The 23,294-nt window shown below is 74.4% G+C and carries 24 protein-coding genes; 15 read left to right on the plus strand and 9 right to left on the minus strand.

The features are described 5' to 3' along the window. Nucleotides 1–66: 66 nt before the first annotated feature. Entirely contained in the window at nucleotides 67–1,353 is a 1,287-nt protein-coding gene (gene ligD, locus ACGFI8_RS34060; protein ID WP_392810950.1) for a non-homologous end-joining DNA ligase, read from the plus strand. A gap of 55 nt (nucleotides 1,354–1,408) precedes the next feature. Here ligD and ACGFI8_RS34065 read toward each other — a convergent pair whose 3' ends face one another. Next, on the minus strand, nucleotides 1,409–2,479 hold the full coding sequence (locus ACGFI8_RS34065) for a hypothetical protein (protein ID WP_392810951.1): 1,071 nt from the start codon (nucleotides 2,477–2,479) through the stop codon (nucleotides 1,409–1,411). Between the two features lie 174 nt (nucleotides 2,480–2,653). Here ACGFI8_RS34065 and trpC point away from each other — a divergent pair, with 174 nt between their 5' ends. The 5 genes from trpC to ACGFI8_RS34090 all read left to right on the plus strand — a co-directional run bounded on the left by trpC (nucleotide 2,654) and on the right by ACGFI8_RS34090 (nucleotide 6,183). Then, the gene (gene trpC / locus ACGFI8_RS34070) at nucleotides 2,654–3,457 is read left to right on the plus strand and encodes an indole-3-glycerol phosphate synthase TrpC (RefSeq protein ID WP_392811073.1); all 804 of its coding nucleotides are present in this window, start codon (nucleotides 2,654–2,656) and stop codon (nucleotides 3,455–3,457) included. Beyond that, nucleotides 3,454–4,671 (plus strand): tryptophan synthase subunit beta, encoded by a 1,218-nt coding sequence (trpB, locus tag ACGFI8_RS34075; protein ID WP_392810952.1) that lies wholly within the window; start codon nucleotides 3,454–3,456, stop codon nucleotides 4,669–4,671. The genes trpC and trpB overlap by 4 nt, the downstream gene beginning before the upstream one ends. Before the next feature lie 17 nt (nucleotides 4,672–4,688). Beyond that, the gene (gene trpA, locus ACGFI8_RS34080; protein WP_392810953.1) at nucleotides 4,689–5,486 is read left to right on the plus strand and encodes a tryptophan synthase subunit alpha; all 798 of its coding nucleotides are present in this window, start codon (nucleotides 4,689–4,691) and stop codon (nucleotides 5,484–5,486) included. A gap of 48 nt (nucleotides 5,487–5,534) precedes the next feature. Then, entirely contained in the window at nucleotides 5,535–5,948 is a 414-nt protein-coding gene (locus tag ACGFI8_RS34085; protein WP_392810954.1) for a hypothetical protein, read from the plus strand. A 109-nt stretch (nucleotides 5,949–6,057) separates the two neighbouring features. After that, nucleotides 6,058–6,183, plus strand: a complete 126-nt coding sequence (locus tag ACGFI8_RS34090; RefSeq protein WP_392810955.1) for a hypothetical protein — start codon at nucleotides 6,058–6,060, stop codon at nucleotides 6,181–6,183. Here the strand turns inward: ACGFI8_RS34090 and ACGFI8_RS34095 are convergent. Both ACGFI8_RS34095 and ACGFI8_RS34100 read right to left on the minus strand, forming a co-directional pair. Beyond that, nucleotides 6,180–6,821, minus strand: a complete 642-nt coding sequence (locus ACGFI8_RS34095) for an SGNH/GDSL hydrolase family protein (RefSeq protein WP_392810956.1) — start codon at nucleotides 6,819–6,821, stop codon at nucleotides 6,180–6,182. The genes ACGFI8_RS34090 and ACGFI8_RS34095 overlap by 4 nt on opposite strands. Before the next feature lie 55 nt (nucleotides 6,822–6,876). Further along, on the minus strand, nucleotides 6,877–7,362 hold the full coding sequence (locus ACGFI8_RS34100; RefSeq protein ID WP_392810957.1) for an NUDIX hydrolase: 486 nt from the start codon (nucleotides 7,360–7,362) through the stop codon (nucleotides 6,877–6,879). Between the two features lie 120 nt (nucleotides 7,363–7,482). Here ACGFI8_RS34100 and lgt point away from each other — a divergent pair, with 120 nt between their 5' ends. After that, nucleotides 7,483–8,577, plus strand: coding sequence for a prolipoprotein diacylglyceryl transferase (gene lgt, locus ACGFI8_RS34105; protein ID WP_392810958.1), 1,095 nt, complete (start codon nucleotides 7,483–7,485; stop codon nucleotides 8,575–8,577). Further along, a complete protein-coding gene (locus ACGFI8_RS34110; protein ID WP_392810959.1) occupies nucleotides 8,577–9,758 on the plus strand; it encodes an FAD-dependent oxidoreductase in 1,182 nt (393 codons plus the stop codon). Before lgt ends, ACGFI8_RS34110 begins: the two co-directional genes overlap by 1 nt. Here the strand turns inward: ACGFI8_RS34110 and ACGFI8_RS34115 are convergent. Both ACGFI8_RS34115 and bioB read right to left on the minus strand, forming a co-directional pair. Beyond that, nucleotides 9,748–9,936: a hypothetical protein gene (locus ACGFI8_RS34115; protein ID WP_392810960.1), complete on the minus strand. Its 189-nt coding sequence runs from the start codon at nucleotides 9,934–9,936 to the stop codon at nucleotides 9,748–9,750. The two genes, ACGFI8_RS34110 and ACGFI8_RS34115, sit on opposite strands and share 11 nt — an antisense overlap. After that, nucleotides 9,933–10,916, minus strand: coding sequence for a biotin synthase BioB (bioB, locus tag ACGFI8_RS34120; RefSeq protein ID WP_392810961.1), 984 nt, complete (start codon nucleotides 10,914–10,916; stop codon nucleotides 9,933–9,935). Before bioB ends, ACGFI8_RS34115 begins: the two co-directional genes overlap by 4 nt. Before the next feature lie 87 nt (nucleotides 10,917–11,003). On the opposite strand from bioB, the gene ACGFI8_RS34125 reads away from it, so the two are divergent. Continuing rightward, a complete protein-coding gene (locus ACGFI8_RS34125; RefSeq protein ID WP_392810962.1) occupies nucleotides 11,004–12,197 on the plus strand; it encodes an 8-amino-7-oxononanoate synthase in 1,194 nt (397 codons plus the stop codon). Nucleotides 12,198–12,301: 104 nt separating this feature from the next. Continuing rightward, complete coding sequence (gene bioD, locus ACGFI8_RS34130) at nucleotides 12,302–12,991, plus strand: dethiobiotin synthase (protein ID WP_392811074.1); 690 nt, start codon at nucleotides 12,302–12,304, stop codon at nucleotides 12,989–12,991. Between the two features lie 123 nt (nucleotides 12,992–13,114). Here the strand turns inward: bioD and ACGFI8_RS34135 are convergent, their stop codons facing one another. Together ACGFI8_RS34135 and ACGFI8_RS34140 are read right to left on the minus strand one after the other, a co-directional pair. Further along, nucleotides 13,115–13,966, minus strand: coding sequence for a L,D-transpeptidase (locus ACGFI8_RS34135; RefSeq protein ID WP_392810963.1), 852 nt, complete (start codon nucleotides 13,964–13,966; stop codon nucleotides 13,115–13,117). Between the two features lie 65 nt (nucleotides 13,967–14,031). Further along, a complete protein-coding gene (locus tag ACGFI8_RS34140) occupies nucleotides 14,032–15,477 on the minus strand; it encodes a PLP-dependent aminotransferase family protein (RefSeq protein ID WP_392810964.1) in 1,446 nt (481 codons plus the stop codon). Between the two features lie 69 nt (nucleotides 15,478–15,546). Here ACGFI8_RS34140 and ACGFI8_RS34145 point away from each other — a divergent pair, with 69 nt between their 5' ends. Continuing rightward, on the plus strand, nucleotides 15,547–16,890 hold the full coding sequence (locus tag ACGFI8_RS34145) for an APC family permease (protein ID WP_392810965.1): 1,344 nt from the start codon (nucleotides 15,547–15,549) through the stop codon (nucleotides 16,888–16,890). Here the strand turns inward: ACGFI8_RS34145 and ACGFI8_RS34150 are convergent. Beyond that, nucleotides 16,779–17,222: a DUF5709 domain-containing protein gene (locus ACGFI8_RS34150; RefSeq protein ID WP_392810966.1), complete on the minus strand. Its 444-nt coding sequence runs from the start codon at nucleotides 17,220–17,222 to the stop codon at nucleotides 16,779–16,781. The two genes, ACGFI8_RS34145 and ACGFI8_RS34150, sit on opposite strands and share 112 nt — an antisense overlap. A 214-nt stretch (nucleotides 17,223–17,436) precedes the next feature. Next, on the minus strand, nucleotides 17,437–18,795 hold the full coding sequence (locus tag ACGFI8_RS34155) for a GH1 family beta-glucosidase (RefSeq protein ID WP_392810967.1): 1,359 nt from the start codon (nucleotides 18,793–18,795) through the stop codon (nucleotides 17,437–17,439). A 237-nt stretch (nucleotides 18,796–19,032) separates the two neighbouring features. On the opposite strand from ACGFI8_RS34155, the gene ACGFI8_RS34160 reads away from it, so the two are divergent. From ACGFI8_RS34160 to ACGFI8_RS34175, 4 genes are all read left to right on the plus strand, one after another. Next, entirely contained in the window at nucleotides 19,033–20,229 is a 1,197-nt protein-coding gene (locus ACGFI8_RS34160; RefSeq protein ID WP_392810968.1) for an ROK family transcriptional regulator, read from the plus strand. Nucleotides 20,230–20,332: 103 nt separating this feature from the next. Next, nucleotides 20,333–20,947, plus strand: coding sequence for an ArsR/SmtB family transcription factor (locus ACGFI8_RS34165; RefSeq protein WP_392810969.1), 615 nt, complete (start codon nucleotides 20,333–20,335; stop codon nucleotides 20,945–20,947). A 1-nt stretch (nucleotide 20,948) separates the two neighbouring features. Next, the gene (locus ACGFI8_RS34170; RefSeq protein WP_392810970.1) at nucleotides 20,949–21,692 is read left to right on the plus strand and encodes an SRPBCC domain-containing protein; all 744 of its coding nucleotides are present in this window, start codon (nucleotides 20,949–20,951) and stop codon (nucleotides 21,690–21,692) included. Between the two features lie 54 nt (nucleotides 21,693–21,746). Further along, nucleotides 21,747–23,210 carry an MFS transporter gene (locus tag ACGFI8_RS34175; protein ID WP_392810971.1) on the plus strand — a complete coding sequence of 488 codons (1,464 nt, stop codon included), beginning with the start codon at nucleotides 21,747–21,749 and terminating at the stop codon, nucleotides 23,208–23,210. Nucleotides 23,211–23,294: the final 84 nt, after the last annotated feature.

Raw genomic sequence — 23,294 nt, forward strand, 5'->3', positions numbered from 1 at the left:
GCCAGGGTGCGGCCAAGGCCCGCGAAGGTCCGGCCGTCGGGGGCCTGCCCTAGTAGGGTTCGGCCCATGGCGAGCAGCACCGAGGAAGTGATCGAGGTCGCCGGGCGCGAGGTGACCATCACCAATCCCGACAAGGTCTACTTTCCGAAGTCCGGCCGCACCAAGCTCGACGTCGTGCGCTACTACCTGGCCGTCGCCGACGGGGCGCTGCGCGGGGCGGGCGGCCGGCCGATGGCGCTCAAGCGCTACGTCAACGGTATCGAGGGTGAGGCGTTCTTCCAGAAGCGCGCGCCCGCCAAGCGCCCCGACTGGATCGAGACCGCGCAGCTGCGCTACCCGTCCGGGCGCACCGCCGAGGAGGTCGTGCTGCGCGACGCCGCCCAGCTCGCGTGGGTCGTCAACCTCGGTTGCCTGGAGCTGCATACCCACTCGGTCCTCGCCGAGGACCTCGACCACCCCGACGAGCTGCGCATCGACCTCGACCCGGTGCCGGGCGTGCCGTGGGGCCAGGTGGTCGACGTCGCGCTGATCGCGCGGGAGGTCCTGGAGGATTACGGCCTGGCCGGCTGGCCGAAGACGTCCGGCTCCCGCGGCTTCCACATCTACGCCCGCATCGAGCCGCGCTGGACCTTCGCCGAGGTGCGCCGGGCCGCCGAGGGCTTCGCCCGGGAGGTCGCCCGCCGGGCGCCCGACCTCGCCACCGGCGCCTGGTGGAAGGAGGAGCGGCACGGCGTCTTCGTCGACTACAACCAGAACGCGAAGGACCACACGACGGCCTCCGGCTATTCGGTGCGCCCCTCGGAGGAGGCGAAGGTCTCGGCCCCGCTCGCCTGGGACGAGGTGCCCGGCTGCGATCCGGGCGCGTTCACGATGGAGACGGTCCCCGGCCGGCCCGACCCGTGGGCGGGCATCGAGGACGCGCGCGGGTCGATCGAGCCGCTGCTGGAGCTCGCCGCCACGTTCAAGAAGCGGGCGCCGGCGAAGAAGGGCACGGGCCGTCGGCAGCCGAGCATGCCGCTGATCGAGATCACGCGCACCGCGACGCGGGAGGAGGCGCTGGCCGACCTTGAGCGGTGGAAGGAGCGGCACCCGGCGGTGTGGCCGCTGCTGGAGCCGGCCGACGTCCTGGTCGACACGATGCGGGGGATCAACTCGGTCTGGTATCGCATCCGGGTGAATCTCGTGCACGTGCCCGAGGCCGAGCGCCCGCCGCAGGAGCCGCTGGAGCACGAGTTCGACCCCTTCGCCAAGTGGAAGGAGATGCAGGCGCGCGGCCAGATCCCGGCCCGCTGGCAGCGGCCGAACGCGAAGCCGCCGAAGGCCGAGCCGCAGGAGCAGACCGAGGCCGAATAGAAGGCCGAGGAGAAGGCCGAGGCGGAGGAGCAGAGCGAGGCGCAGTGGCGGCATCCTAGGCATCCTCCGGGTCGTCGACCCAGCCGGCCATCACGACGAGGCCGGTCGGGCGGTGGACGGTCAGATAGCCGAACGGGAGGTCGAACCGCACGGTCACACGCAGCCGGCGGGTCGTGGACGCCCGATACGGCACCGGGACCACGGGTGCGGGCGCCACCGGGGCCGCCCGGAACCCGCCGGCGGTGAACGTCGCCGCCGCGCTCTGCCCGGCCGCACCGACCCGCAGGCCGCCGGGGCCGATGCCGGGGAACGTGCCCGACGCCGAGGCCGCGCGCAGCCCGAAGACATCGGCCACGGCGAGCAGGTCGTGGGCGGCGGACGCGGCGAACCGCGGAACTTTCACCACCAGCTCCGGCCCGGCGTCGTCGGCGTCGACCAGCGCGCTCGTGATCGCGGGGCCTTCCGTGGCCGCGGTCGCCGCGTCCGCGGCGGTCGTCGCGGCGGACAGGACCGCGCCCGGCGGGGCGGCGCCGGCGGCCGTGCACAGGACCACGTCGACGTCCGCGCTGCCGGCGACGGTGAGCAGGGTGACCGGGCCGGCGGCGGTCCCGGCGACCCGCAGCGCGGAGAGGTCGGGGCCGCGGCGGTGCAGCGAGGCGAGGCGGCGGCCGGCCCACGGGCCGGCGACCGGGCGCATGACGCCGTCGGTGAACGGGTCTCGCCAGTCGGCGGTCACGGCCACGGCCGAGGTCAGGACCAGGGCGTCTTCGTGCGTGGGGCCGGCGGTGGCGGCCGGCAGGGGCGGGACCGGGGCGCCGGTCTGCGCGGACGCCCACGCGTCGAGCAGCGGGCGGTCGATGGCCGGGTCGCCGGTGAGCCGCGGATCGCAGCGGGCCGCCCAGTCCAGCGTCAGCGGGGTGCCCTCGCGGGTCCAGACGCCGAGGGCGCCGCGGACCGGCAGATCGAGCGGTGTCGGCGCGACCGCGAGCAGGTCCCCGCGGGCCGGGCCGCCGGCGACGGACGCGAGCAGGGCGAGCAGGGGATAGACGGCTGCGCCCGAGAACACCCCGGCGGGGGACACGGACGCCCAACCGGCCGTCAATGTGTTCGCCCGCTGCACGCTCATGCCGGACACCCTAGAACTGGGGTACGACAAAACTCGGCGGCGATGCATTATGCCCTAGCCCGTCAGGTGACGTCGGCCATACCCCCGCGACCGTCCACTGACCGGGGGCGACCTAGCATCGGTCGCATGACCACCGGAGAGGGGAGCTCCTTGATCAACGCGGAAAGCGGCCGGGTGCTCGACGAGATCCTCGCCGGAGTGCGCGAGGACCTGGCGGCCCGCGAGGCTCAGGTGCCCCTTGCAGAGATTAAGCAGCGCGCCGCGCAGGCGCCGCCGCCACTGGACGCATATGCCAAGCTGCGTGCTCCCGGCGTCGGCGTGATCGCGGAGGTCAAGCGCGCGTCGCCGTCGAAGGGGCAGCTGGCCGAGATCCCTGACCCGGCCGAGCTCGCGAAGGAATATGCGGCCGGTGGCGCCCGCTGCGTCAGCGTGCTCACCGAGGGCCGGTGGTTCGGCGGCAGCCTCGACGACTTCGCCGCCGTCCGTGCCGCCATCGACGTGCCGATGCTGCGCAAGGACTTCGTCGTGTCCTCCTATCAGGTGCACGAGGCCCGGGCGTACGGCGCCGACCTCGTGCTGCTCATCGTCGCCGCGCTGGACCAGAACACGCTGACCGGGCTGCTCGACCGGATCGAGAGCCTCGGCATGACGGCGCTGGTCGAGGTGCACGACGAGGAGGAGACCGACCGCGCCCTGGAGGCGGGTGCGCGGGTGATCGGGATCAACGCGCGCAACCTGCGCACGCTCGAGGTCGACCGCACCGTGTTCGAGCGGATCGCGCCCGGCCTGCCCGCCGAGGTGGTCAAGATCGCCGAGTCGGGCGTGCGCGGCCCGCACGACCTGATCCGCTACGCGTCGGCGGGCGCCGATGCGGTGCTGGTCGGCGAGGGCCTGGTGACCCAGAAGAGCCCCCGCGAGGCGGTCGCCGAGCTGGTCACGGCCGGCAGCCACCCCGCGACGCCACGGGCGGCCCGGTGAGCGCGTTCCTGTCCGCCGCGGGCCTGCTGCCCGACCCGTCAGGGCACTTCGGCACCTACGGCGGGCGATTCGTCCCCGAGGCGCTCATCGCCGCCCTCGACCAGCTCGACGCCGCCTACCGGCACGCGCAGGCCGACGAGGCGTTCCAGGCCGAGTTCGGGCGGCTGCTGCGCGACTACGCCAACACGCCGAGCCCGCTGTACCGGGCGGAGCGGCTGTCCCGCGGTACCGGTGCGACGATCTTCCTCAAGCGTGAGGATCTCAACCACACCGGCGCGCACAAGGTGCGCAACGTGCTGGGCCAGGCGCTGCTCACCCGGCGGATGGGCAAGACCAGGGTCATCGCCGAGACCGGGGCGGGCCAGCACGGCGTGGCCAGCGCCACCGCCTGCGCGCTGCTCGACCTCGAGTGTGTGGTGTACATGGGTGAGGAGGACACCCGTCGCCAGGCGCTCAACGTCGCCCGGATGCGCATGCTCGGCGCCACCGTGGTGCCCGTCGCGACCGGCTCCAAGACGCTCAAGGACGCCATCAACGAGGCCCTGCGCGACTGGGTGACCAACGTCGACAACACGCACTACCTGCTGGGCACCGCCGCCGGACCGCACCCGTTCCCGGCGATGGTGCGCGACTTCGTCGGCGGGATCAGCGTCGAGGCGCGCCGGCAGATCCTCGAGCAGACCGGCCGCCTGCCCGACGCGGTCGCGGCCTGCGTCGGCGGCGGCTCCAACGCGATCGGCGCGTTCCACGCGTTCGTGCCCGACGAGGGCGTGCGGCTGTTCGGGTTCGAGGCCGGCGGCGACGGTGTGGACACCGGCCGGCACGCGGCGAGCATCACCGGCGGCGCGACCGGCGTGCTGCACGGCGCGCGCACCTACCTGCTGCAGGACGAGGACGGCCAGACCATCGAGTCGCACTCGATCTCGGCCGGCCTGGACTACCCGGCGGTCGGCCCCGAGCACGCCTACCTGCACGACACGGGCCGCGCGCAGTACGAGCCGGTCACCGACGCCGAGGCGATGGACGCCTTCAAGCTGCTGTGCCGCACCGAGGGGATCATCCCCGCGATCGAGAGCGCACACGCCGTTGCCGGCGCCCTGCGGGTGATCCCGCGCCTGGCCGCCGACCTGGGCCGCGAGCCGACCGTGATCGTCTGCCTGTCGGGCCGCGGCGACAAGGACATGGACACCGCGCGCGAATGGTTCGAGGTATAACGCGAATGGTTCAGGGTGTGACAGTCCAGACCGCGTTCGAGCAGGCCCGGGCCGAGGGGCGCAGCGCGCTGATCGGGTACCTCCCGGCCGGTTTCCCCGACTACGCCACGGCCGTCGACGCCGTCCGCGCCATGATCGACAATGGGGTGGACATCGTCGAGGTCGGCCTGCCGTACTCCGACCCGGTCATGGACGGCCCCGTCATCCAGCGCGCCACCGAGGCCGCCCTGGCCGCCGGCTTCCGGGTCCGCGACGGCCTGCGCACCGTCGAGGCGGCGGCCTCGACCGGCGCGCCGATCCTCACCATGACGTACTGGAACCTCGTCGAGCGGTACGGCGTCGAGCGCTTCTCCGCCGACCTGGCCGCCGCGGGCGGGGCCGGGCTGATCACGCCCGACCTCATCCCGGACGAGGCGGAGCCGTGGCTGGCCGCGTCCGACGCGCACGGCCTGGACCGGGTCTTCCTCGTCTCGCCCTCGTCCACCGACGCGCGCATCTCGGTCACCGCCACCGCCTGTCGCGGGTTCGTCTACGCCACCAGCGTCATGGGCGTGACCGGCGCCCGCAGCCGGACCAGCAGCGCCGCGCCCGCCCTCGTCGAGCGCGTCCGCCGCCTGGCGCCCGGCACCCCGGTCGCGGTCGGCCTCGGTGTGTCCAACGGCGACCAGGCCGCCGAGGTCGGCGCCTTCGCCGACGGCGTGATCGTCGGCAGCGCCCTGGTGCGGTGCCTGCTCGACGCCGAGACCCCTGCCGCCGGCATCGCCGCAGTGGCCGAGCTGAGCGCGCAACTCGCGGAGGGCGTCCGCCGCCACTAACCGCGCGCCGGGTTCGTTGAGCCCTCGTGCGGCATTTCGGTACGGCGGATGCTTCTCCTCGCGGCCCTGTCCGCCCTGCTGGGCTCGTTCCCGACGCATGCGCTCGCCGCCGAGCGGCACGCGACCACGGCCGACGCGGACTGGCGCCAGGACGGCGGCGACGCCGGGCGGTCCGGTCACCAGGCGCTCACCGGTGACCTCGACGCGGCTGCGGCGCACCGCCTCCGCCTGTCCTGGACGGCCCCGGCCACGCGGCCGGACGAGCAGGTCGGCGGTGCGGTCGTGGTGGACGGGACGCTGTTGCGCTCGTCCGGCGGCCCGTCGGGGCGGATTCGGCGGTACGACGCCGTCACCGGCAGCGACCTCGGGCCCGTCGTGGACGAGCCCGGCCGCGCGCCCGGCGGTGGCGCACCTCGTACGGGCTGCACGACGAGGTCGACGCTTCCTACTGGGCCCCGGTGAACGGCAGGGGCGTCGTTTACGCCGTGGTGTACCACTTCGCCGTGCGCGGCGGCGTGAGCACGCACCGTGTGTCGAGCTCGTCGCCGTCGACGCGGCGACCGGGGCCCTGGTGCGCCGGCTCGACCTCGACGTCGACGCCGTGCGCGGCGGCGAGCCGCTACTGCTGTCGGGCGGCCACGTGTACTTCGCGGCGCTCCAGCGGCTCTACGCCTTCGCCGCCCGGGACGGGCGCTAGCCGCGCAGGGCGGCGCGCCACGCGTCGCGGATCGCCTCGGCGCCCCACGCGTTGGGCTCGATGTGGCCGCACAGCCACAGCTCGCGGTTGGCCGGGTGGGAGTCGGGGCGCGTGATGTCGCCGGCCTGGGCGCCGTGGCCCAGGAACGCCGCGTGCAGGTCGGCCACCGCCGCGCCGTAGCGGGCCGCCGCCGCGCGGATCTCCCCGTTGAGGGCCTCGAGCAGGGCCAGGCCGCCCTCGACGTCGGGCAGGCCGGCCCACGACATGTCGCCGGTGCCGTCGGTCGGGTCGTAGACGGTGCTGACCACGATCCGCGCCCCGGTGGCGGCGAGGACGGTGAGCGTCGCGTCGTAGTTGGCCGCGACCGCCTCCACCGCCGCCGGCACCTTGTCGGGCGACTCGACCATGGCGGTGAGCAGGTCGTTGCCGCCCATGGTCACCGTGACCAGCGCTGGCCGGTCGCCCACCTGGCCGAGCTGCCGGCGCAGCACGTCGTCGCTCGTCGCGCCGTCGCGCGCGAGCAGCATGAGCTCGATGCCGAGGTCGTCGGCGAGCAGGGAGGCGGCGCCCAAGCCGGGGCCGCCCGCGTAGTCGTCGATCGACATCGAGTCGCCGAGCGCGTAGTACCGCGGGGCCATGCAATGATCTTCGCGGATGTGTGCCCCGCGATCCAGCGGGATCCGGCAGGGAATTTCAGGCCTCGACGACCTCGGGCTCGGTGTCGCGCTCGACCTCGCGGATCACGCCGATGCGTTTGGCGGCCGCGTCGGCGATGGCGGCGCGCGTGGTCACGGTGAGCGGCTCGGGCAGCGCGTCGGGGGAGTGCCAGGCCAGCCCGCTGATCCGCCCCGGGGCGTTGAGGGCGGGTCCGTCGCCGTCGAGACGGCCGCGGAAGACGTGGACGAACAGGTCGGGCATGGCGGCACCGCACCCGTCGCCGGTGAGCTGGTACATGCCGATCAGCTCGACGATCTCGGTCTCCAGGCCGGTCTCCTCGCGGATGTCCCGGATGATCGCGTGCACCGGGCTCTCCGCCGCGCGGATCTTTCCCCCGGGCAGGCCCCACAGCCGGTGGCCGCCGGCCTGGCGGCACAGCAGCACACGACCGGCCGCGTCCTCGATGACGGCGGCGACCGCGGAGGTCACCTTGCTGCCGTTACTCAGCGCTGAGTAGCTCATGTTTCGCACTTTAGGCCCCACCGCTCAGCGTCGCGAGAGCTTCGCTCGTGGTGATCTCCGCGGGGGCATCGAACGGGGTGGCCATCGCAATTCGCCGGATCGGCGGTAGCGTGTTCACCCGTGGATGCTGCCCTCTCACCGCTGGCCGAGATCCCGAGCCCGACCCGTGGCGTCTGGGACCTCGGACCTATCCCGCTGCGCGCCTACGCACTCTGCATCGTGCTGGGCATCGTGGCCGCCTGCTACATCGCCGACCGGCGCCTGCGCTCCCGGGGCGCGCCGCCCTGGGTGATCCTCGACGTGGCCATCTGGGCGGTGCCGTTCGGCATCGTGGGCGCCCGGCTGTATCACGTGATCACCTCCCCGGAGGCGTATTTCGGCGAGAACGGCTCGCTGCTCAAGGCGTTCAAGATCTGGGAGGGCGGTCTCGGCATCTGGGGTGGCATCGCGGCCGGAGCGCTCGGCGCCTACATCGCGTGCCGCCGGCTCGGCCTGTCGTTCGCGATGACCGCCGACGCGTTGGCCGTCGGCCTCCCGGTGGCCCAGGCGATCGGGCGCTGGGGCAACTGGTTCAACAACGAGCTGTACGGCAAGGAGACCTCCCTGCCCTGGGGCCTCAAGGTGTACAACTGGGACACCGCGAACGGCCGGGCGCTGGAGGCCGGCGGCCAGCCCATCGTGCTGGGCGTCTTCCAGCCGACGTTCCTCTACGAGTCGCTGTGGTGCATCGGCGTCGCGGTGGCCGTGTGGCTGCTCGACCGGCGGTACCGGTTCGGCCGCGGCCGCGCCTTCGCGCTGTACGTCATGCTTTACACGGTCGGCCGGTTCTGGGTCGAGCTGCTGCGCATCGACGACGCCCACCACGTGCTGGGCATGCGCCTGAACAACTGGACGTCGATCATCGTCTTCGCCGGCGCGCTGGTGTACTTCCTGCGCGTGCGCGGCCCGCAGGAGCACGTGACCGTGGACGAGGACGGCCGCATCTCGCTGGTCGGCGCGGAGCCGGCCGGGCCGGACGGTGACACCGTGGACGGCGCGGCGGAGGCCGGGGAGACGCCGGAGCCGGCGGAGAGCGCAGCGGAGCAGGCTGGGGAGCAGGCCGGGGAGCAGGCTGGGGAGAAGGCAGAGGCCGGCGGGCCGGAGGCCGAGGAGCAACCCGAGCCGGGGCAACAAGCGAAGGAGCACGAGAGCAGCGACGCGGCCGGTAAGGGCTGATGCGGACCGCGGTCGTGGTCGGGGCCGGCGTCGGCGGGCTCGCCGCCGCCGGCGCGCTGGCCCGGGCGGGCTGGAAGGTCACCCTGCTCGAGCGCGACGACCGGCTCCGCCCCGGCCGGGCCGCGCTGGTCCTGTGGCCCAACGGGATCCGCGCGCTGCGGGCCCTCGGCCTGGCCGGCGGCCTCGACGGCATCTCCACGCCCGTGCCGCCCGCCGGCATCCGCCGCCCCGACGGCACCTGGCTGGTCCAGCCCGGCGTCTCCGAGATCGAGTCGCCGCCCGTGGTTGTGCACCGCGAGGACCTGCACGACGCGTTCATCGCCGGCCTCGGCGAGCAGGTCGACGTGCGCGGCGGCGTCGAGGTCCAGAGTGCCCGGGTGCACCGCGACCGCCCGGCCGTTGGTGACGGGCGGGTGACGTTCGAGGCCGACCTGGTCGTGGCCGCGGACGGCCCGCACAGCGCGATCCGGCGCCGGCTCGCCGCCGCCAGCACCTTCGCCAGCGCGGGGTTCGCCGCGTGGCGGGCGGTCATTCCGTGGTACCGCGCCCCGGAGCTCCCGCCGGAGGTCTCGCCGCACGGCGAGACGCTCGGCGGCGGCCACCGGTTCGCCTACGCCTCGCTCGGCGAGCGCGGGTCGTCCGGCGGCTCGACCCGCGGCGGCATCTACTGGGTGGCCACGGTGCCCGGCGCGCTGCGCCCCGAGCCGGCCGCCGGCCAGCTGGCCCTGCTGCGCCGCTGGTTCGCCGGCTGGCATGCCCCGGTCGGCCAGCTGCTGGCCGCGACCGAGGCCGACGACCTGGTGCAGGAGCCGGTCGGCGAGCTGGCGCCGCTGCCGGAGACCTTCGGCGTGCCGGCCGGGCCGGGCGGCTACGCGCTCGTCGGCGACGCCGCCCACGCCATGCCGCACCACCTGGCGCAGGGCGCCTCGCTGGCGCTGGAGGACGTGGCGACGCTGCAGACGGTGCTGGTGGGCTCTTCTGCTGCAGCGCTGGGGCCGGCGCTGCAGGAGTACAACCGGCTGCGCCGCGCCCGGGCGCTGCGGGTGCTGCAGCAGTCGAAGAAGGCCGCGGCGGTCCTGCAGCAGCGCGGCCGGCTGGCCTCGTCCCTCGCGCGGGTCAATCCCCGCACGCTCGAGCGGGCCGCGGCCGCGTCGACGGAGTGGGCCGGCCCTACCGGCTGAGGACCCCGTGCTCCACGCACGCGGCCGACCAGCCGGCGGGCAGCACCTGGACCTTCATCCGCCGCCGGCACTGCGGGCAGAAGCGCGGCGGCTCCAGCTCCCGCGCGGCCGCGCACGCCGCGTGGGAGCCGCCCTCCAGCGGCTCCCCGCAGCGGTCGCAGTAGGTCCCGGCGGTCACAGCGTCGCCGAGAGGGCTTTGACGGGCATGCTCAGCTCCTCGAGCAGCGCCAGGTCCTGCGACGGCGAGCGGCCCAGCGTGGTGAGGTAGTTGCCCACGATGACCGCGTTGACGCCGCCCAGCAGGCCGTCGCGGGTGCCCAGGTCGCCGAGCGTGATCTCCCGGCCGCCGGCGTATCGCAGCAGTGTGCGCGGCAGCGCCAGCCGGAACGCGGCGACCGCCCGCAGCGCGTCCTTGGGGTCGAGCACCGGCTGGTCGGCCAGCGGCGTGCCCGGGCGCGGGTTGAGGAAGTTCAGCGGCACCTCGTGCGGGTCCAGCTCCTGCAGCTGGATCGCGAACTCGGCACGCTGCTCCACGCTCTCGCCCAGGCCCAGGATGCCGCCGCAGCAGACCTCCATGCCGGCGTCGCGCACCATCCGCAGCGTGTCCCAGCGCTCCTCCCAGCTGTGGGTGCTGACCACCTGCGGGAAGTGGGAGCGCGCGGTTTCCAGATTGTGGTTGTACCGGTGGATCTTCAGCTCGGCCAGCCGGTCCACCTGCGCCTGGGTCAGCATGCCCAGCGACGCGGCGATGTTGATGTCCACGGCCTCGCGGATCGCGGCGACGCCGTCGGCCAGCTGCGCCATGAGCCGCTCGTCCGGGCCGCGCACGGCGGCGACGATGCAGAACTCGGTCGCCCCGGTCGCCGCGGTCTGCTTCGCGGCCTCCACCAGCGACGGGATGTCCAGCCACACCGCCCGCACCGGCGAGGCGAACAGGCCCGACTGCGAGCAGAAGTGGCAGTCCTCGGGGCAGCCACCGGTCTTGAGCGACACGATGCCCTCGACCTCGACCTCCGGGCCGCACCAGCGCATCCGCACGTCGTGCGCGATCGCAAGGTATTCGGGCAGTTCCTCATCGGTGCAGCGCAGGACGGCGAGCACCCCGTCGTAGTCGAGGCCCACACCGGTGTCCAGGACGGCCTTGGCAGCTTCAAGCATGCTCGTACCTTACAAAGCGTTAGGGTCGCCTGTCCGGGCCCGGCAGGCCTCGGCTAGGTTGTGCACATCGCACAACTGGCATCGTAGATGTTCTACAACGGCAAGGGGAGGCCAACGGTGGAGTGGCTGTCCGCACTCGATGAGGAGGCCGCCGCCCGGCGCGCTGCGGGCCTGCGCCGCGAGCTGCTGCCGCGCTCCGCCGGCGACGCCGACCCGATGGTTGACCTGGCGGGCAACGACTACCTCGGGCTGTCGCGCCACCCGCGGGTGCTCGACGCCGCCGTGCGGGCCCTCGAGGCCTTCGGCCTGGGCGCCACCGGCTCGCGGCTGGTGCGCGGCTCCACGGAGCCGCACCGCGACCTGGAGGCCGCGCTCGCCGCGCTGCTGGGGATGCCGGCCGCCCTGGTGTACTCCTCCGGCTACCTCGCCAACCTCGGCGCCGTGCGCGCCCTCGTCCGCCGCGGCACCCTCGTGGTGTCCGACGCGCACAACCATGCGTCCATCGTGGACGGTTGCCGGCTCGCCTGCGCCGGGCGGGCGGGGCGGGAGGGCGCCGAGACGGTCGTCGCGCCGCATGCGGACCCCGATGCCGTACGCGACATCCTCGCCCGCCACCCGGGCCGCCCCGCCGTCGTCGTCACCGAGAGCGTCTTCTCGGTCGACGGGGATCTCGCTCCGCTCGCCGAGCTCTACGCCGTGGCCCGCGCCCACGGCGCCCTCATGCTCGTCGACGACGCGCATGCCCTGGGCGTCATCGGCAAGGCCGGCGCCGGGGGAGTGGCGGCCGCGGGCCTGTCCGGGGCGCCGGGCGTCGTGGTCACCGCGACCCTGTCCAAGTCGCTGGGCGCCGCCGGCGGCGTGATCGCCGGTCCGGAGCAGCTGCGCCGCGAGCTCATCGACACCGGCCGCACCTTCATCTTCGACACCGCCCTGCCGCCGGCCGTCGCCGCCGGCGCCCTGGCCGCCCTCCGCCTGCTCGCCGCCGGCGACGACCTGCGGGCCGAGCTGCACGCCCGGGCCCGGCGTACGGTGGACCGCCTGCGTGGCGAGGGCCTCGATGTCTCCGAGCCCGCCGGCGGGGTGATCTCGATCGCCGCGCCGGGCCCCGACGAGGCGCTCGCGTGGGCGGCCGCCTGCCGGGACCGGGGCGTGGCGGTAGGCTGCTTCCGGCCACCGTCCACTCCGGACGGTCGCTCCCGCCTGCGGCTCACGGTCGGCGTGGGCGTCCCCGCCGCGGCCTTCGACCGGGCCGTCGACATCATCGTGAAGGAACGCCCGTGACCGCTCCCCTGGACGCCTCCTTCACGGCTTCGCCGGACGCACCCTTCACGGCTTCGCTGGACGCCCTCTTCGGTGAGGAGATCCCCGGGCCGGTCACCGGCACGATCGTGGTGACCGGCACCGACACCGGCGTCGGCAAGACCGTCGTCACCGCCGCGATCGCCGCCGCCGCCACGGCCGCCGGCCAGCGCGTCGCGGTGGTCAAGCCGGCCCAGACCGGCACCGCCGACGGCGACGAGCCGGACGCGGTCACGGTCGGCCGCCTCGCCGAGCCGGCGATGATCCGCACGCTGGCCAGCTTCCCGGACCCCCTCGCCCCGCTCTCGGCCGCCCGGGTCGCCGGCGAGGACCCGCTGACCGCGGTGATGGCCCAGCTGGCCATCCGTTCCATCGCCGAGGACCACGACGTAACCCTGGTCGAGGGCGCGGGCGGCCTGCTCGTACCGCTGGGCGAGGGCGGCTGGACCGCCCTCGACCTCGCCTGCGCCCTCGGCGCGACGGCGGTCGTCGTGGCGCGCGCCGGCCTGGGCACCCTGAACCACACCGCGCTGACGCTGGAGGCCCTGGCCCGCCGCGATGTGCCGGCCCTGGTGGTGTTCGGCGCGTGGCCCGCCGAGCCGGAGCTGGTGCACCGCACCAACCTGCACGACCTGCCCGGTGAACTGGCCGGCGCGGTGCCGGACGGTGCCGGCGCCATGACCCCGCCGCTGTTCCGCCGCGAGGCCCCGCATTGGCTCGACGCCCGCCTGTACGGCCGCTTCGACCCGGTGGCGTTCCGCTCCCACAGCCGCTGACCCCCGCCTGGACCACCGCGCCGACTCGCGCGGCGCCGGGCAACGGGCAATAGGGCATAACCGAAAAATCCGATATGTCCGTCGCGGCACGGCGGACATATCGGATCCAAAGGCCGGCCCGCGCTACGGCAGGACGACGACGCTGGTGCCGGCCGCGACGTTGTCCAGCAGGACCTTCTGGGCGGCGGGCGGCATCCGGACGCAGCCGTTGGACTTGCGGTAGCCGAACTCGTCGCGGTACCAGGCGTGGATGCCGGTGTGCGCGTCGGCGAGGCCGGTCGCCACCGCCTTCTTGTCGTCGGGCACGGCGCCCAGGGCGAGGACGTCCAGCCCGGCGTACACCTTGCTCGGCAGCGACGAGCGGCCCAGCACGAACGTACGACCCAGTGGTGTCTGCGTGGCCGGGGCGCCGACCGTCACCGTCCACGTCTGCTGCGCCACGCCGTCGCGGAACCAGGTGAGCGTGAACGCGCCGCGGCGCACCACGATCTGGTCGCGCAGCGCGACGGTGTGCCAGCCGCTCGGCGGCAGCCAGCCGACGCTGCGGTTCATCGACGGCAGCAGCACCGCGACCCAGCCGTCCGTGCGCTGCACCACCGGCATGATCAGGTCCACGCCGCTGATCTTCGGGGTCAGGTACGCCCGCGCCTGCCCGCCCGGCGCGTCGTACACCGGGCTCGTGGCGTCCACCTGCAGGCCCTCGCCCAGCGGGGCGGTCGAGGCCTGGTCCGGGTCGGCCGGGAAGCCGGTCGCCGCCTGGGTGTACGTGATTGTCGGCAGGCCGGCCGCCGGTGCGGCCGCGGGCGGCGGGCTGGCGGCCGACGACGGCAACGGCGACCCGGCCGGCGTGCTGCCCGCGGGCGCGGGCTGTGTCACGGCGATCGGCGGCGTCTGGTGCTTGGAGCCGCAGGCGGCGAGCGGCGCGGCGAGGACCGCCGCGAGCGCGACGAGGGCGGCGGCGCGGCGGGCGTGCATGAGCACACGGTAGCGGTTGCCGGTCGCCGCCGCTGTCAACAGGACAGGTGGACCGCAAGCCGACCTTAGTCGACCGAGCCGGCCTGGTCGGCCCGGTCGGCCTGGTCGGCCAGCCGGTCCAGTGCCTCGGGCAGGTCGGCGGTCGCGATCGCGCCGTACCCGATCGCGAGTCCCGGGTCGGGCACGCGCGGCGGCTCGGCGTAGAAGTGCGTCAGCGGCTCCACCGCCACGCCGGCCGCCCGCAGCCCGCGCACCAGGCCGGGCACGTCCAGCGGCACGTCCAGCGGGGCGGTGCAGCGCAGCGCCACGTGCAGCCCGGCGCTGGAGGGCACGAGCGAGAACCATGGCGCGAGCGGGCCCCGGGCCGCCCGGACCACCAGCTCGTGGCGGGCCGCGTAGACCCGGGCGACGCTGCGCAGGTGCCGCTGCAGCAGCCCCTCGTCGATGAACGCGGCGAGGGCGGCCTGCGCGGCCGGCTCGCCGTGCCAGTCGGCCAGGCGCCGCGCCGCGCGCAGGGCCGGGCGCAGCGCCTCGGGCGCGACCAGGAAGCCCAGGCGCAGCGACGGCAGCAGCGTCTTGGAGAACGAGCCGACGTAGATCACCCGGCCGGCCCGGTCGAGGCTCTGCAGCGGCTCGAGGGGCCGGTCGGAGAAGCGGAACTCGCTGTCGTAGTCGTCCTCGACGATCGCCGCCCGGTGCTCCTGCGCCCAGGCCAGCAGCGCCGAGCGGCGGGCCAGGGACATCGCCGTGCCGAGCGGATGCTGGTGGGACGGGGTCACGTACACCAGGCGCGCCGACGGCGGGATGGCGTCCACGACGATGCCGTCGGCGTCGACCGGCACCCCGACAACCCGGGCGCCGTGGCTGCCGAACAGCCGCCGGACCGGGCGGTAGCCGGGCTCCTCCACGGCGGCTACCGTGCCGGGCTCGATGAGTACCCGCCCGACGAGGTCGATGGCCTGCTGCGCGCCGGCGGTCACGAGGACGTCCTCGCCGCCGGCGCGCACCGAGCGCGACAGGCCGACGTGCCGCGCGATCGCGCCGCGCAGGCCGGGGAGGCCGGACGGGTCGGCGTAGTCCGCCGTCGCCCGCAGCGACCGCGACAGCAGCCGGCGCCAGGTCGCGAGCGGGAACAGCGCCGGGTCGGGGTGGCCGACGCGCAGGTCGTAGCGGGCCGGCGGGGTCGGCGGCGGCTCGTCGGCGAGGGCCGCCCAGCGCCGCGCCGGCAGCAGCGGCCCGGCCGGCGCCCGGCGCGACGGGGCCTGCGGCTCGCCCGAATACGCCACGAACGTGCCGGCACCGGCCCGGCCCTCCAGGAACCCGTCGCCGACCAGCCGGTCGTACGCGGCGGCGACCGTGTTGCGGGCCACCGACAGGCTCCGGGCCAGCTCGCGGCTCGGCGGCACCCGCTCGCCGGGGCGGAGCCGGCCGTCCAGGATCGCGTCGCGCAGCTGCCGGTAGATCCGGTCGGTGCGGTCGCCGCGCCCCTCCAGGCTGATGTGCAGATCCATTTTGGCCCAATCAAATGTACGGGCAATTGGCTCTTCAGGAGGGCCAAGTTCGACCTTAGCGTTGGGGGCATGTTGACCGTCAAGCAGGGCGCCGCGCTCTCGGTCGGCGCCGTGCTCGGCACCGGCGTGATCGCGCTGCCCGGGCTCGCCGCCCAGGTCGCCGGCCCGGCCGCGCTGGTCGCCTGGCTCGTGCTCATCGTGCTGTCCGCGCCGCTCGCGCTCACCTTCGCCGCCCTCGGAGCGCGCTTTCCGGACGCCGGCGGCGTCGCCACCTACGTCGGCCGGGCGTTCGGCCCCCGCGCCGCGGCCGTGGTCGGCTGGACCTTCTACTTCGCCGTGCCGGTGGGCGCGCTGCCCGCGGCCACCTTCGGCGGCGCGTATGTCTCCGCCGTGCTCGGCGGTGGACACCGCACGACGCTGCTCACCGCCGCAGCCCTCGTGGCGCTGGTGACCGCGGCCAACCTCGGGGGCGTGCGGCTGTCCGGCCGGGTCCAGCTCGGCCTGGCCGCGGCGCTGGTGGCGCTGCTCCTCGCGGCGATCGTCACCGCGCTGCCGCACGCCGACCCGGCCAACCTGCGCCCGTTCGCGCCGCACGGCTGGCGCGCGATCGGGCCCGCGATCGCGGTGCTGGTCTGGGGGTTCGCCGGCTGGGAGGCGCTCACCTCGCTGGCCGCCGACTACCGCAACCCGCGCCGCGACGTGCCTCGCGCCACCTGGATCGCGGTGGGCGTCGTCGGGCTGCTGTACCTCGCGGTCGCCGCCACCAGCCAGCTGGTGCTCGCCGAGCCGTCGACGGCGCCGCTGGCGGACCTGCTCGCGATCGGCTTCGGCCCCGGCGCCCGGGCGCTGACCGCGGTCGTGGCGCTGCTGCTCACCGCCGGGGCGATGAACGCGTACTTCGCCGGCGCCGCCCGCCTCGGCGCCGCGCTCGGCCGCGACGGCGCGCTGCCGGGCTGGTTCGCCCGGGGCTCCGGCGCGGGGCAGGTGCCGCGCCGCAGCCTCGCGGTCGTGGCCGGCCTCGCCGCCGCGACGCTCGCGGTGGCCGCCGCGACCGGGCTCGGCCCGCGGCCGCTGATGCTGCTCACGACCGGCTCGTTCGTGGTGGTGTACGTCCTGGGCACCGCCGCGGCGGTCCGGCTGCTCCCGCGCGGGTCGTGGGCCCGCCGCACGGCCGGCTTCGCGCTGCTGTCGGTCCTCGGCCTGCTCGCCCTGACCGGGTGGTACGTGCTGTGGACCGCCCTGGTCGCGGCGGCGGCGCTGGCGTACCAGCGGCTCGCCCCTGGTACGCCGGCCGGCCGTCGCTACAGGTTGCGGTCGTCGACGATGTGCATGGCGGCCTCCTCGGCCGAGGCCGCGCCGCCGTCGATGCCCACGTCCGAGCCGATCTCGTCCTTCTCGTCGTCCTCGCCGTAGCCCTCGTCGGGCGCGACGAGCCGGCCGGCCCGGCGGTCGCCGACCTCGTCGGCGTCGAAGAACTCGCCCGACTCGGTGGTCGTGCCGTAGTCGTCCAGGTCGGGCCGGGCCGACGGGTCGGGCTCTTCCTGCAGCAGCCGCCGGTCCAGCGACTCACCCTGCTCCGCCTCCGCCTGGGTGACGCCGAAGGCGTTGAGGCCACGCGGCTTCTCCGGCGGCGAGTACCCCTCGTCGAGGGAGTCGTCGAGCCCGCGGTCGGACAGCGTGTCCTGCGCGGACAGTTGGCCCTCGTCGTCCGGATCCGGGTCCCAGCTGTCGGTCCGCTGCGTCATGTCTTCCCCTGTTTCTAGCCTGGCTCTCGCTTCTGTTTCTAGCCTGGCTCTCGCTTCGCTCGAGCATCGGTGGGGGGTTCCCACCCCACACCCCCCATGCCCGCTTCGCGGGCACTTTTTCATGCGCTTCGCGCCCCTTGCGTCCGGGTTGCGGCTCGCGCGTCCGGGTTGCGGTTTGCTGCGGGCGCTTCGCGCGGCCTTGCCTGTTGTGAGCCTAGATCAGTGGGTCGCGGAGTGCTCTGTGGGCGGTGATGAGGTCGGCGTAGCGGTGGCCGCTGGCCTTGATCGTGCGGCGCTGCGTCTCGTAGTCCACGTGGATCAGGCCGAAGCGCTTGTCGTAGCCGTACGCCCACTCGAAGTTGTCCAGCAGCGACCACGCGAAGTAGCCGTCCACGGGCGCGCCGCGCAGCACCGCGTTGCGCACCGCCTCGACGTGCTGCTCCAGGTAGTCGGTGCGCTCCTTGTCCTGGATCTCGCCGGTGGGCTCGACCGTGTCGTACCACGCCGAGCCGTTCTCGGTGACCAGGATGCTGCGCGGGGAGTACGTCTGGGAGACCGAGACCAGGATGTCCTCCAGGCCCCTGGCGTACACCTCCCACGGCATCGCCGTCTCGACCGAGCCGGGCACCGGGATCTGCCGGGCGAACGGCGCCTGCCCGGCCGGGTCGTCGACCACGATCTGCCGGAAGTAGTAGTTGATGCCGAGGAACTCGGTCGGCGCGGCGATGAGCTCGAGGTCGCCCTCCCGGACCGGCGGCTGCACGCCGTAGCACTCGATCATGTCGGCCGGGTAGCCGCGGCCGAAGACCGGGTCGAGCCACCACCGGTTGACGTGCCCGTCGGCCCGCACCGCGGCGGCCACGTCCTCGGGCCGGTCGGAGCCGGGCTCGATCGGGCTGAGGTTGAACACGATGCCGACGTTGGGCGCGAGCCGCGCCGAGGCCCGGATCGCCTGGTTGGCCAGGCCGTGGCCGAGCAGCACGTGGTGCGAGGTGTGTACCGCACGGGTCAGGTCACGCTCGCCGGGCGCCATGCGCCCCTCGAGGTGGCCGATCCACGACACGCACAGCGGCTCGTTGACGGTGTTCCAGTCCGCGACGCGGTCGCCGAGGCGCCCGGCCACCACCGTCGCGTAGTCGGCGAACGCCTCGGCCGTGGCCCGGCTCGGCCAGCCGCCGGCGTCCTGCAGGGCCTGGGGCAGGTCCCAGTGGTACAGCGTGACGAACGGGCGGATGCCCTCGGCCAGCAGCGCGTCGACGAGCCGGTCGTAGAAGTCCAGGCCGGCCTGGTTGACCTGGCCCACGCCGTCGGGCAGCACCCGCGGCCAGGCCACCGAGAACCGGTACGCGTCGAGGTTGAGCCGGCGCATCAGCGCCACGTCCTCCGGCCACCGGTGATAGTGGTCGCAGGCCACGTCGCCGGTGTCGCCGTTGTCGACGGCCCCCGGTGAGTGGGAGAACGTGTCCCAGATGGACGGTTTCCGGCCGTCTTCGGCGGCGGCGCCCTCGATCTGGTAGGCCGCGGTCGCGGCGCCCCAGATGAAGCCGGGTGGTAGTGCGGACAGATCCAGCACGGGACGGTTCTCCTCTTGAGACGGTGATTCCCTGTTGCGGGCGGCGAGGAAGCCCGCATGCGTCCCGCGGCACGGCCGGCGTGCGGACGCGCGCTCGACAGGAGGGTGGCGGTGGTCCCTTTTCTATCGAGACTTAATTAATGTCGTCATTAAAGTAGCGCGCCCCTGTATGCGTCAAGGGTGGGGCCTTTAGAGTGGCGGGCGCGGTTCGGATGCGGGGGTATTGCGGGGGTAACGGTGCAGGTCGAACGGGCGACCAATCGCGGCGTACGGCTGCGCAACCGCTCGGCGCTGCTCACCCGGCTGTTCCTGGACGGCCCGCTGACGCGCCAGGACCTCTCCCGCAGCACCGGCCTGAGCCAGCCCGCGGTCTCCAACGTGGTCAGCGACCTGATCGAGGACGGCCTGGTCGCCGAGGCGGGTGCGCTCGAGTCCGAGGGCGGCCGGCCGAGCATGATGCTGCGGGTCGCGCCGAGCTTCGGCGCGGTGGTCGGCGTCGACGTCGGTGAGACGCGGGTCCGGGTGGAGCTCTTCGACCTCGCCATGGGCCAGCTCGCCAGCGTGGACCACCCGATCGACCCGGCCGGCTCGTCGCCCGAGGTTGTCGTGCGGCACATCCACGCCGGCCTGCGCGCGGTCACCGCCGGGTGCGCCTCCGGCCACGTGCTGGGCGTCGGCGTCGGCGTGTCCGGGATCGTGCAGCAGGGGTCCGGCGGCGCCGTCGTGCACGCGCAGACGCTGGGCTGGGACGCGGTACCGCTGGAGGCCCTGCTGCGGGCGGGGACCGACCTGCCGCTGCACATCGACAACGGCGCGAAGACCCTCGGCCAGGCCGAGATGTGGTTCGGCGCCGGCCGGGGCCGGCGCAACGCCGTGTTCGCGCTGGTCGGCTCGGGCGTCGGCGCGGCCGTGGTGACCAACGGGGCGACCTACCGCGGCGCGTCCAGCAGTGCGGGGGAGTGGGGCCACACCACCCTCGTCTACGGCGGCCGCGCCTGCCGCTGCGGCTCGCGCGGCTGCCTGGAGGCGTACGTCGGGGCGGAGGGCGTCCTGGACCGCTACCGCCAGGCGCGAGCCGGCCGCGCGGCACCGGGCGTCGACGAGGAGTCGCAGCTCACCGCCGTGGTCGCGGCGGCCTCGGCGGAACCGGCGGCCCGCGCGGTCCTCGACGACACCGCCGACTACCTCGGCGCCGGCGTGGCCAACCTGATCAACCTGTTCAATCCGGAACTGGTCGTCCTGGGCGGCTGGGCGGCGGTGGCCCTGGCCGGCCTGCTGCCGCGCGTCCGCGAGTCGGCCCGCCGGCACGCGCTGCGGCAGCCGTACTCGCAGGCGTGCATCGAGATGGGCCGGCTGGGCGTGGACGCGGTCGCCCTCGGCGCGGCGACCCTGCCGGTCGCGCGGCTGCTGAGCGAGGGCGGCGCCCGCCCCTGACGGGGTCATGGACATCTCCCGGACCTCGGGGCAGACCCGTCCGGCGCCACCGACAACTTTTTTTGTCTTGACAGGAGAAGTTGTCGGCTCCTACTGTTGAGACATGTTCGAAGTGGGAGTCATCGAGGAGGCGGGGGCGGCCGAGGTCGCGCTCGATCCGGTGCGGGCGCGGCTGCTGGCACTGCTCGCAGAGCCGCACTCCGCGACCAGCCTGGCGGCGATCGTCGGGCTGCCGCGGCAGAAGGTGAACTACCACCTCAAGACGCTCGAGTCGCACGGGCTCGTCGAGCTGGTCGAGGAGCGGCGCAAGGGCAACGTCACCGAGCGGGTGCTGCGGGCGACCGCGGCGTCGTTCGTGATCTCGCCCGTCGCGCTCGCGGCCGTGCAGCCCGACCCCGCGCGCTCGCCCGACCGGCTCTCCGCGCGCTGGCTGCTCGCCCTCGCGGCGCGGCTGGTGAAGGAGACCGGGCAGCTGATCACCGGGGCGGCGAAGGCCGGCAAGCCGGTGGCCACGTTCGCGCTCGACGGCACGGTGCGGTTCGCCTCGGCGGCCGACCGCGCCGCGTTCGCCCAGGAACTGACCGCGGCGGTCACCGCGCTGGTGAGCCGCTACCACGACGAGAACGCGCCCGGTGGCCGCGACCACCGGGTCATCGTCGCCATCCATCCGAGCATCCGAGGCGCCGAATCCGGCGATACCGAATCGAAGGGATCTTGAAATGTCCGACACGCACGAGTTCCAGCTGGTCCACGACATCGACCTCGCCGCGACGCCCGAGCAGGTCTGGGCGGCCATCGCCACCGGGCCGGGCATCGACTCCTGGTTCATGGGGCGCAACGAGGTCGAGCCCCGGGTCGGCGGCGAGACGAGCATGGCGATGCCGGGCTTCACGGCCACGTCCACGGTCACCGCGTACGAGCCGAACCGGCACTTCGCCTACCGCGGCCCGGCGGCCGAGGACGGCTCGTTCATGGGGTTCGAGTACCTCATCGAGGGCCGCGAGGGCGGCTCGACCGCGCTGCGGCTGGTGCACAGCGGCATCCTGTCGGGCGACTGGGAGTCGGAGTACGACGCGCTGAAGAAGGGCAACCCGCTGTACCTGCGGACGCTCGCGCAGTACGTGGAGCACTTCCCCGGCCGCACCGCGGTGCCGGTCGCCGCGTTCGGGCCGCAGCAGAGCGACCAGGACGTGGTGTGGAACGCCGTCACCGGCGCGCTGGGCCTGCCCAAGGACGTCGCCGAGGGCGACGCGGTCCGCCTGACGATCGGCGGCGAGGAGATCCGCGGCGTGGTCGACACCGTGCTGGAGCCGAGCTTCCTGGGCGTGCGCACCGACGACGCCCTGCTGCGCTTCGTGGGCCGCGGCGGCGTGATCCTGACCGGGCACCACCTCTTCGCCGACGTCGAGCAGGCCGAGGCCGAGCGGGCGTGGACCGCCTGGCTCGCCGAGGTCTTCGCCTGAGCGTTCCCCCGCGACCCGAAAGCCACCCGAAAGCGACCCGAAAGGAATCCGGCGATGCGTCGCAACCCGTGGGTCGGCCTGGCCGTGCTCGCCCTGCCGACCCTGCTGCTCTCGCTCGACGTGAGCGTGCTGTACCTCGCCCTGCCGAAGCTCAGCGCCGACCTGCACGCCGACGGCACCGAGCAACTGTGGATCCTCGACATCTACTCGTTCATGCTCGCCGGGTTCCTGGTCACGATGGGGGCGCTCGGCGACCGGATCGGCCGGCGGCGCCTGCTGCTCACCGGCGCCGCGGCGTTCGGCGTCGCGTCGGTCGCCGCCGCGTACGCGACCAGCCCGGCGATGCTCATCGCGGCCCGCGCCGCGCTGGGCGTCGCCGGCGCCACCCTCATGCCGTCGACCATGGCGCTGATCCGCAACATGTTCCCAGACCCGAAGCGCATGGGCGTGGCCATCGGCGTGTGGTTCAGCTGCTTCATGGGCGGCATGACGCTCGGCCCGCTCGTCGGCGGCCTGCTGCTGGAGCGCTTCTGGTGGGGCTCGGCGTTCCTGCTCGGCGTGCCGTTCATGCTCCTGCTGCTCGTCGCCGGGCCGGTGCTGCTGCCGGAGTATCGGCCGGAGCGCCCCGAGCATCGCATCGACCTGCCCAGCGTGGCGCTCTCCCTGGCCGCGATCCTGCCCGTCGTCTACGGCCTGAAGTCCCTCGCCCGCGACGGCCTCCACCCGGCCGCGCTCGCCGCGCTCGCCGCCGGCATCGCCTTCGGCACGCTCTTCGTGCGCCGCCAGCGCAGGCTGCCCGACCCGCTGCTGGACCTGCGCCTGTTCGCGAGCCGCATCTTCAGCACGGCCCTGGGCATCATGCTCCTCGGCGGCGTCGTGATGGCCGGCCTGTCCCTGCTGTCCAGCCTCTACCTGCAGAACGTCGCCGGCCTGGCGCCACTTTCCACGGGCGTGCTGCTCATCCCGCAAAACGTCGCGATGATCATCGGCTCGCTGGTCGCACCGGCCCTGGCCCGCCGCCTGCCGGCCGGCACCGTCGCCGCAGTGGGCCTCGCCGTCTCGGGCGCCGGCCTGGCCGTGGTCACGCAGGTCGACCCGCACGGCACCGGCCTGCTCGTCGTAGGGCTGGTGCTGGCCTCCGCGGGGATCTCGTTCCCGATGGCCCTCACCATGAACCTCATGATGGCGTCCGCCCCGCCGGAGAAGGCCGGCTCGGCCGCCTCGATCTCGGAGACGAGCGGCGAGTTCGGCGTCGCGGTCGGCGTGGCGCTGCTCGGCAGCCTCGGGACGCTGGTGTACCGCACGCAGCTCGACCTGCCGGCCGGAGCCCCGCAGGCGGCGCGCAGCAGCCTGACCGCGGCCCTGCAGGTGGCGAGCGGGGTGCCCGGCCTCCTCGACGCCGCGCGCAACGCCTTCACGAGCGGCCTCAACGTGGTCGGCGCGGTGGGCGCGGTCATCTTCGCCGCCCTGGCCCTGACGGCGGCAGTGACGCTGCGCCAGCGCCCCGAGCCGTCCTGACGCAGGCGCCCGCGCCCCATCCCCGCTGCTTCCGACGAAGTCGGATAAGTCCGACGCTGACGCGCCGGACTTATCCGATATTTC

Source organism: Dactylosporangium sp. NPDC048998 (genome assembly GCF_043197855.1).
Taxonomy (GTDB): Bacteria; Actinomycetota; Actinomycetes; order Mycobacteriales; family Micromonosporaceae; genus Dactylosporangium.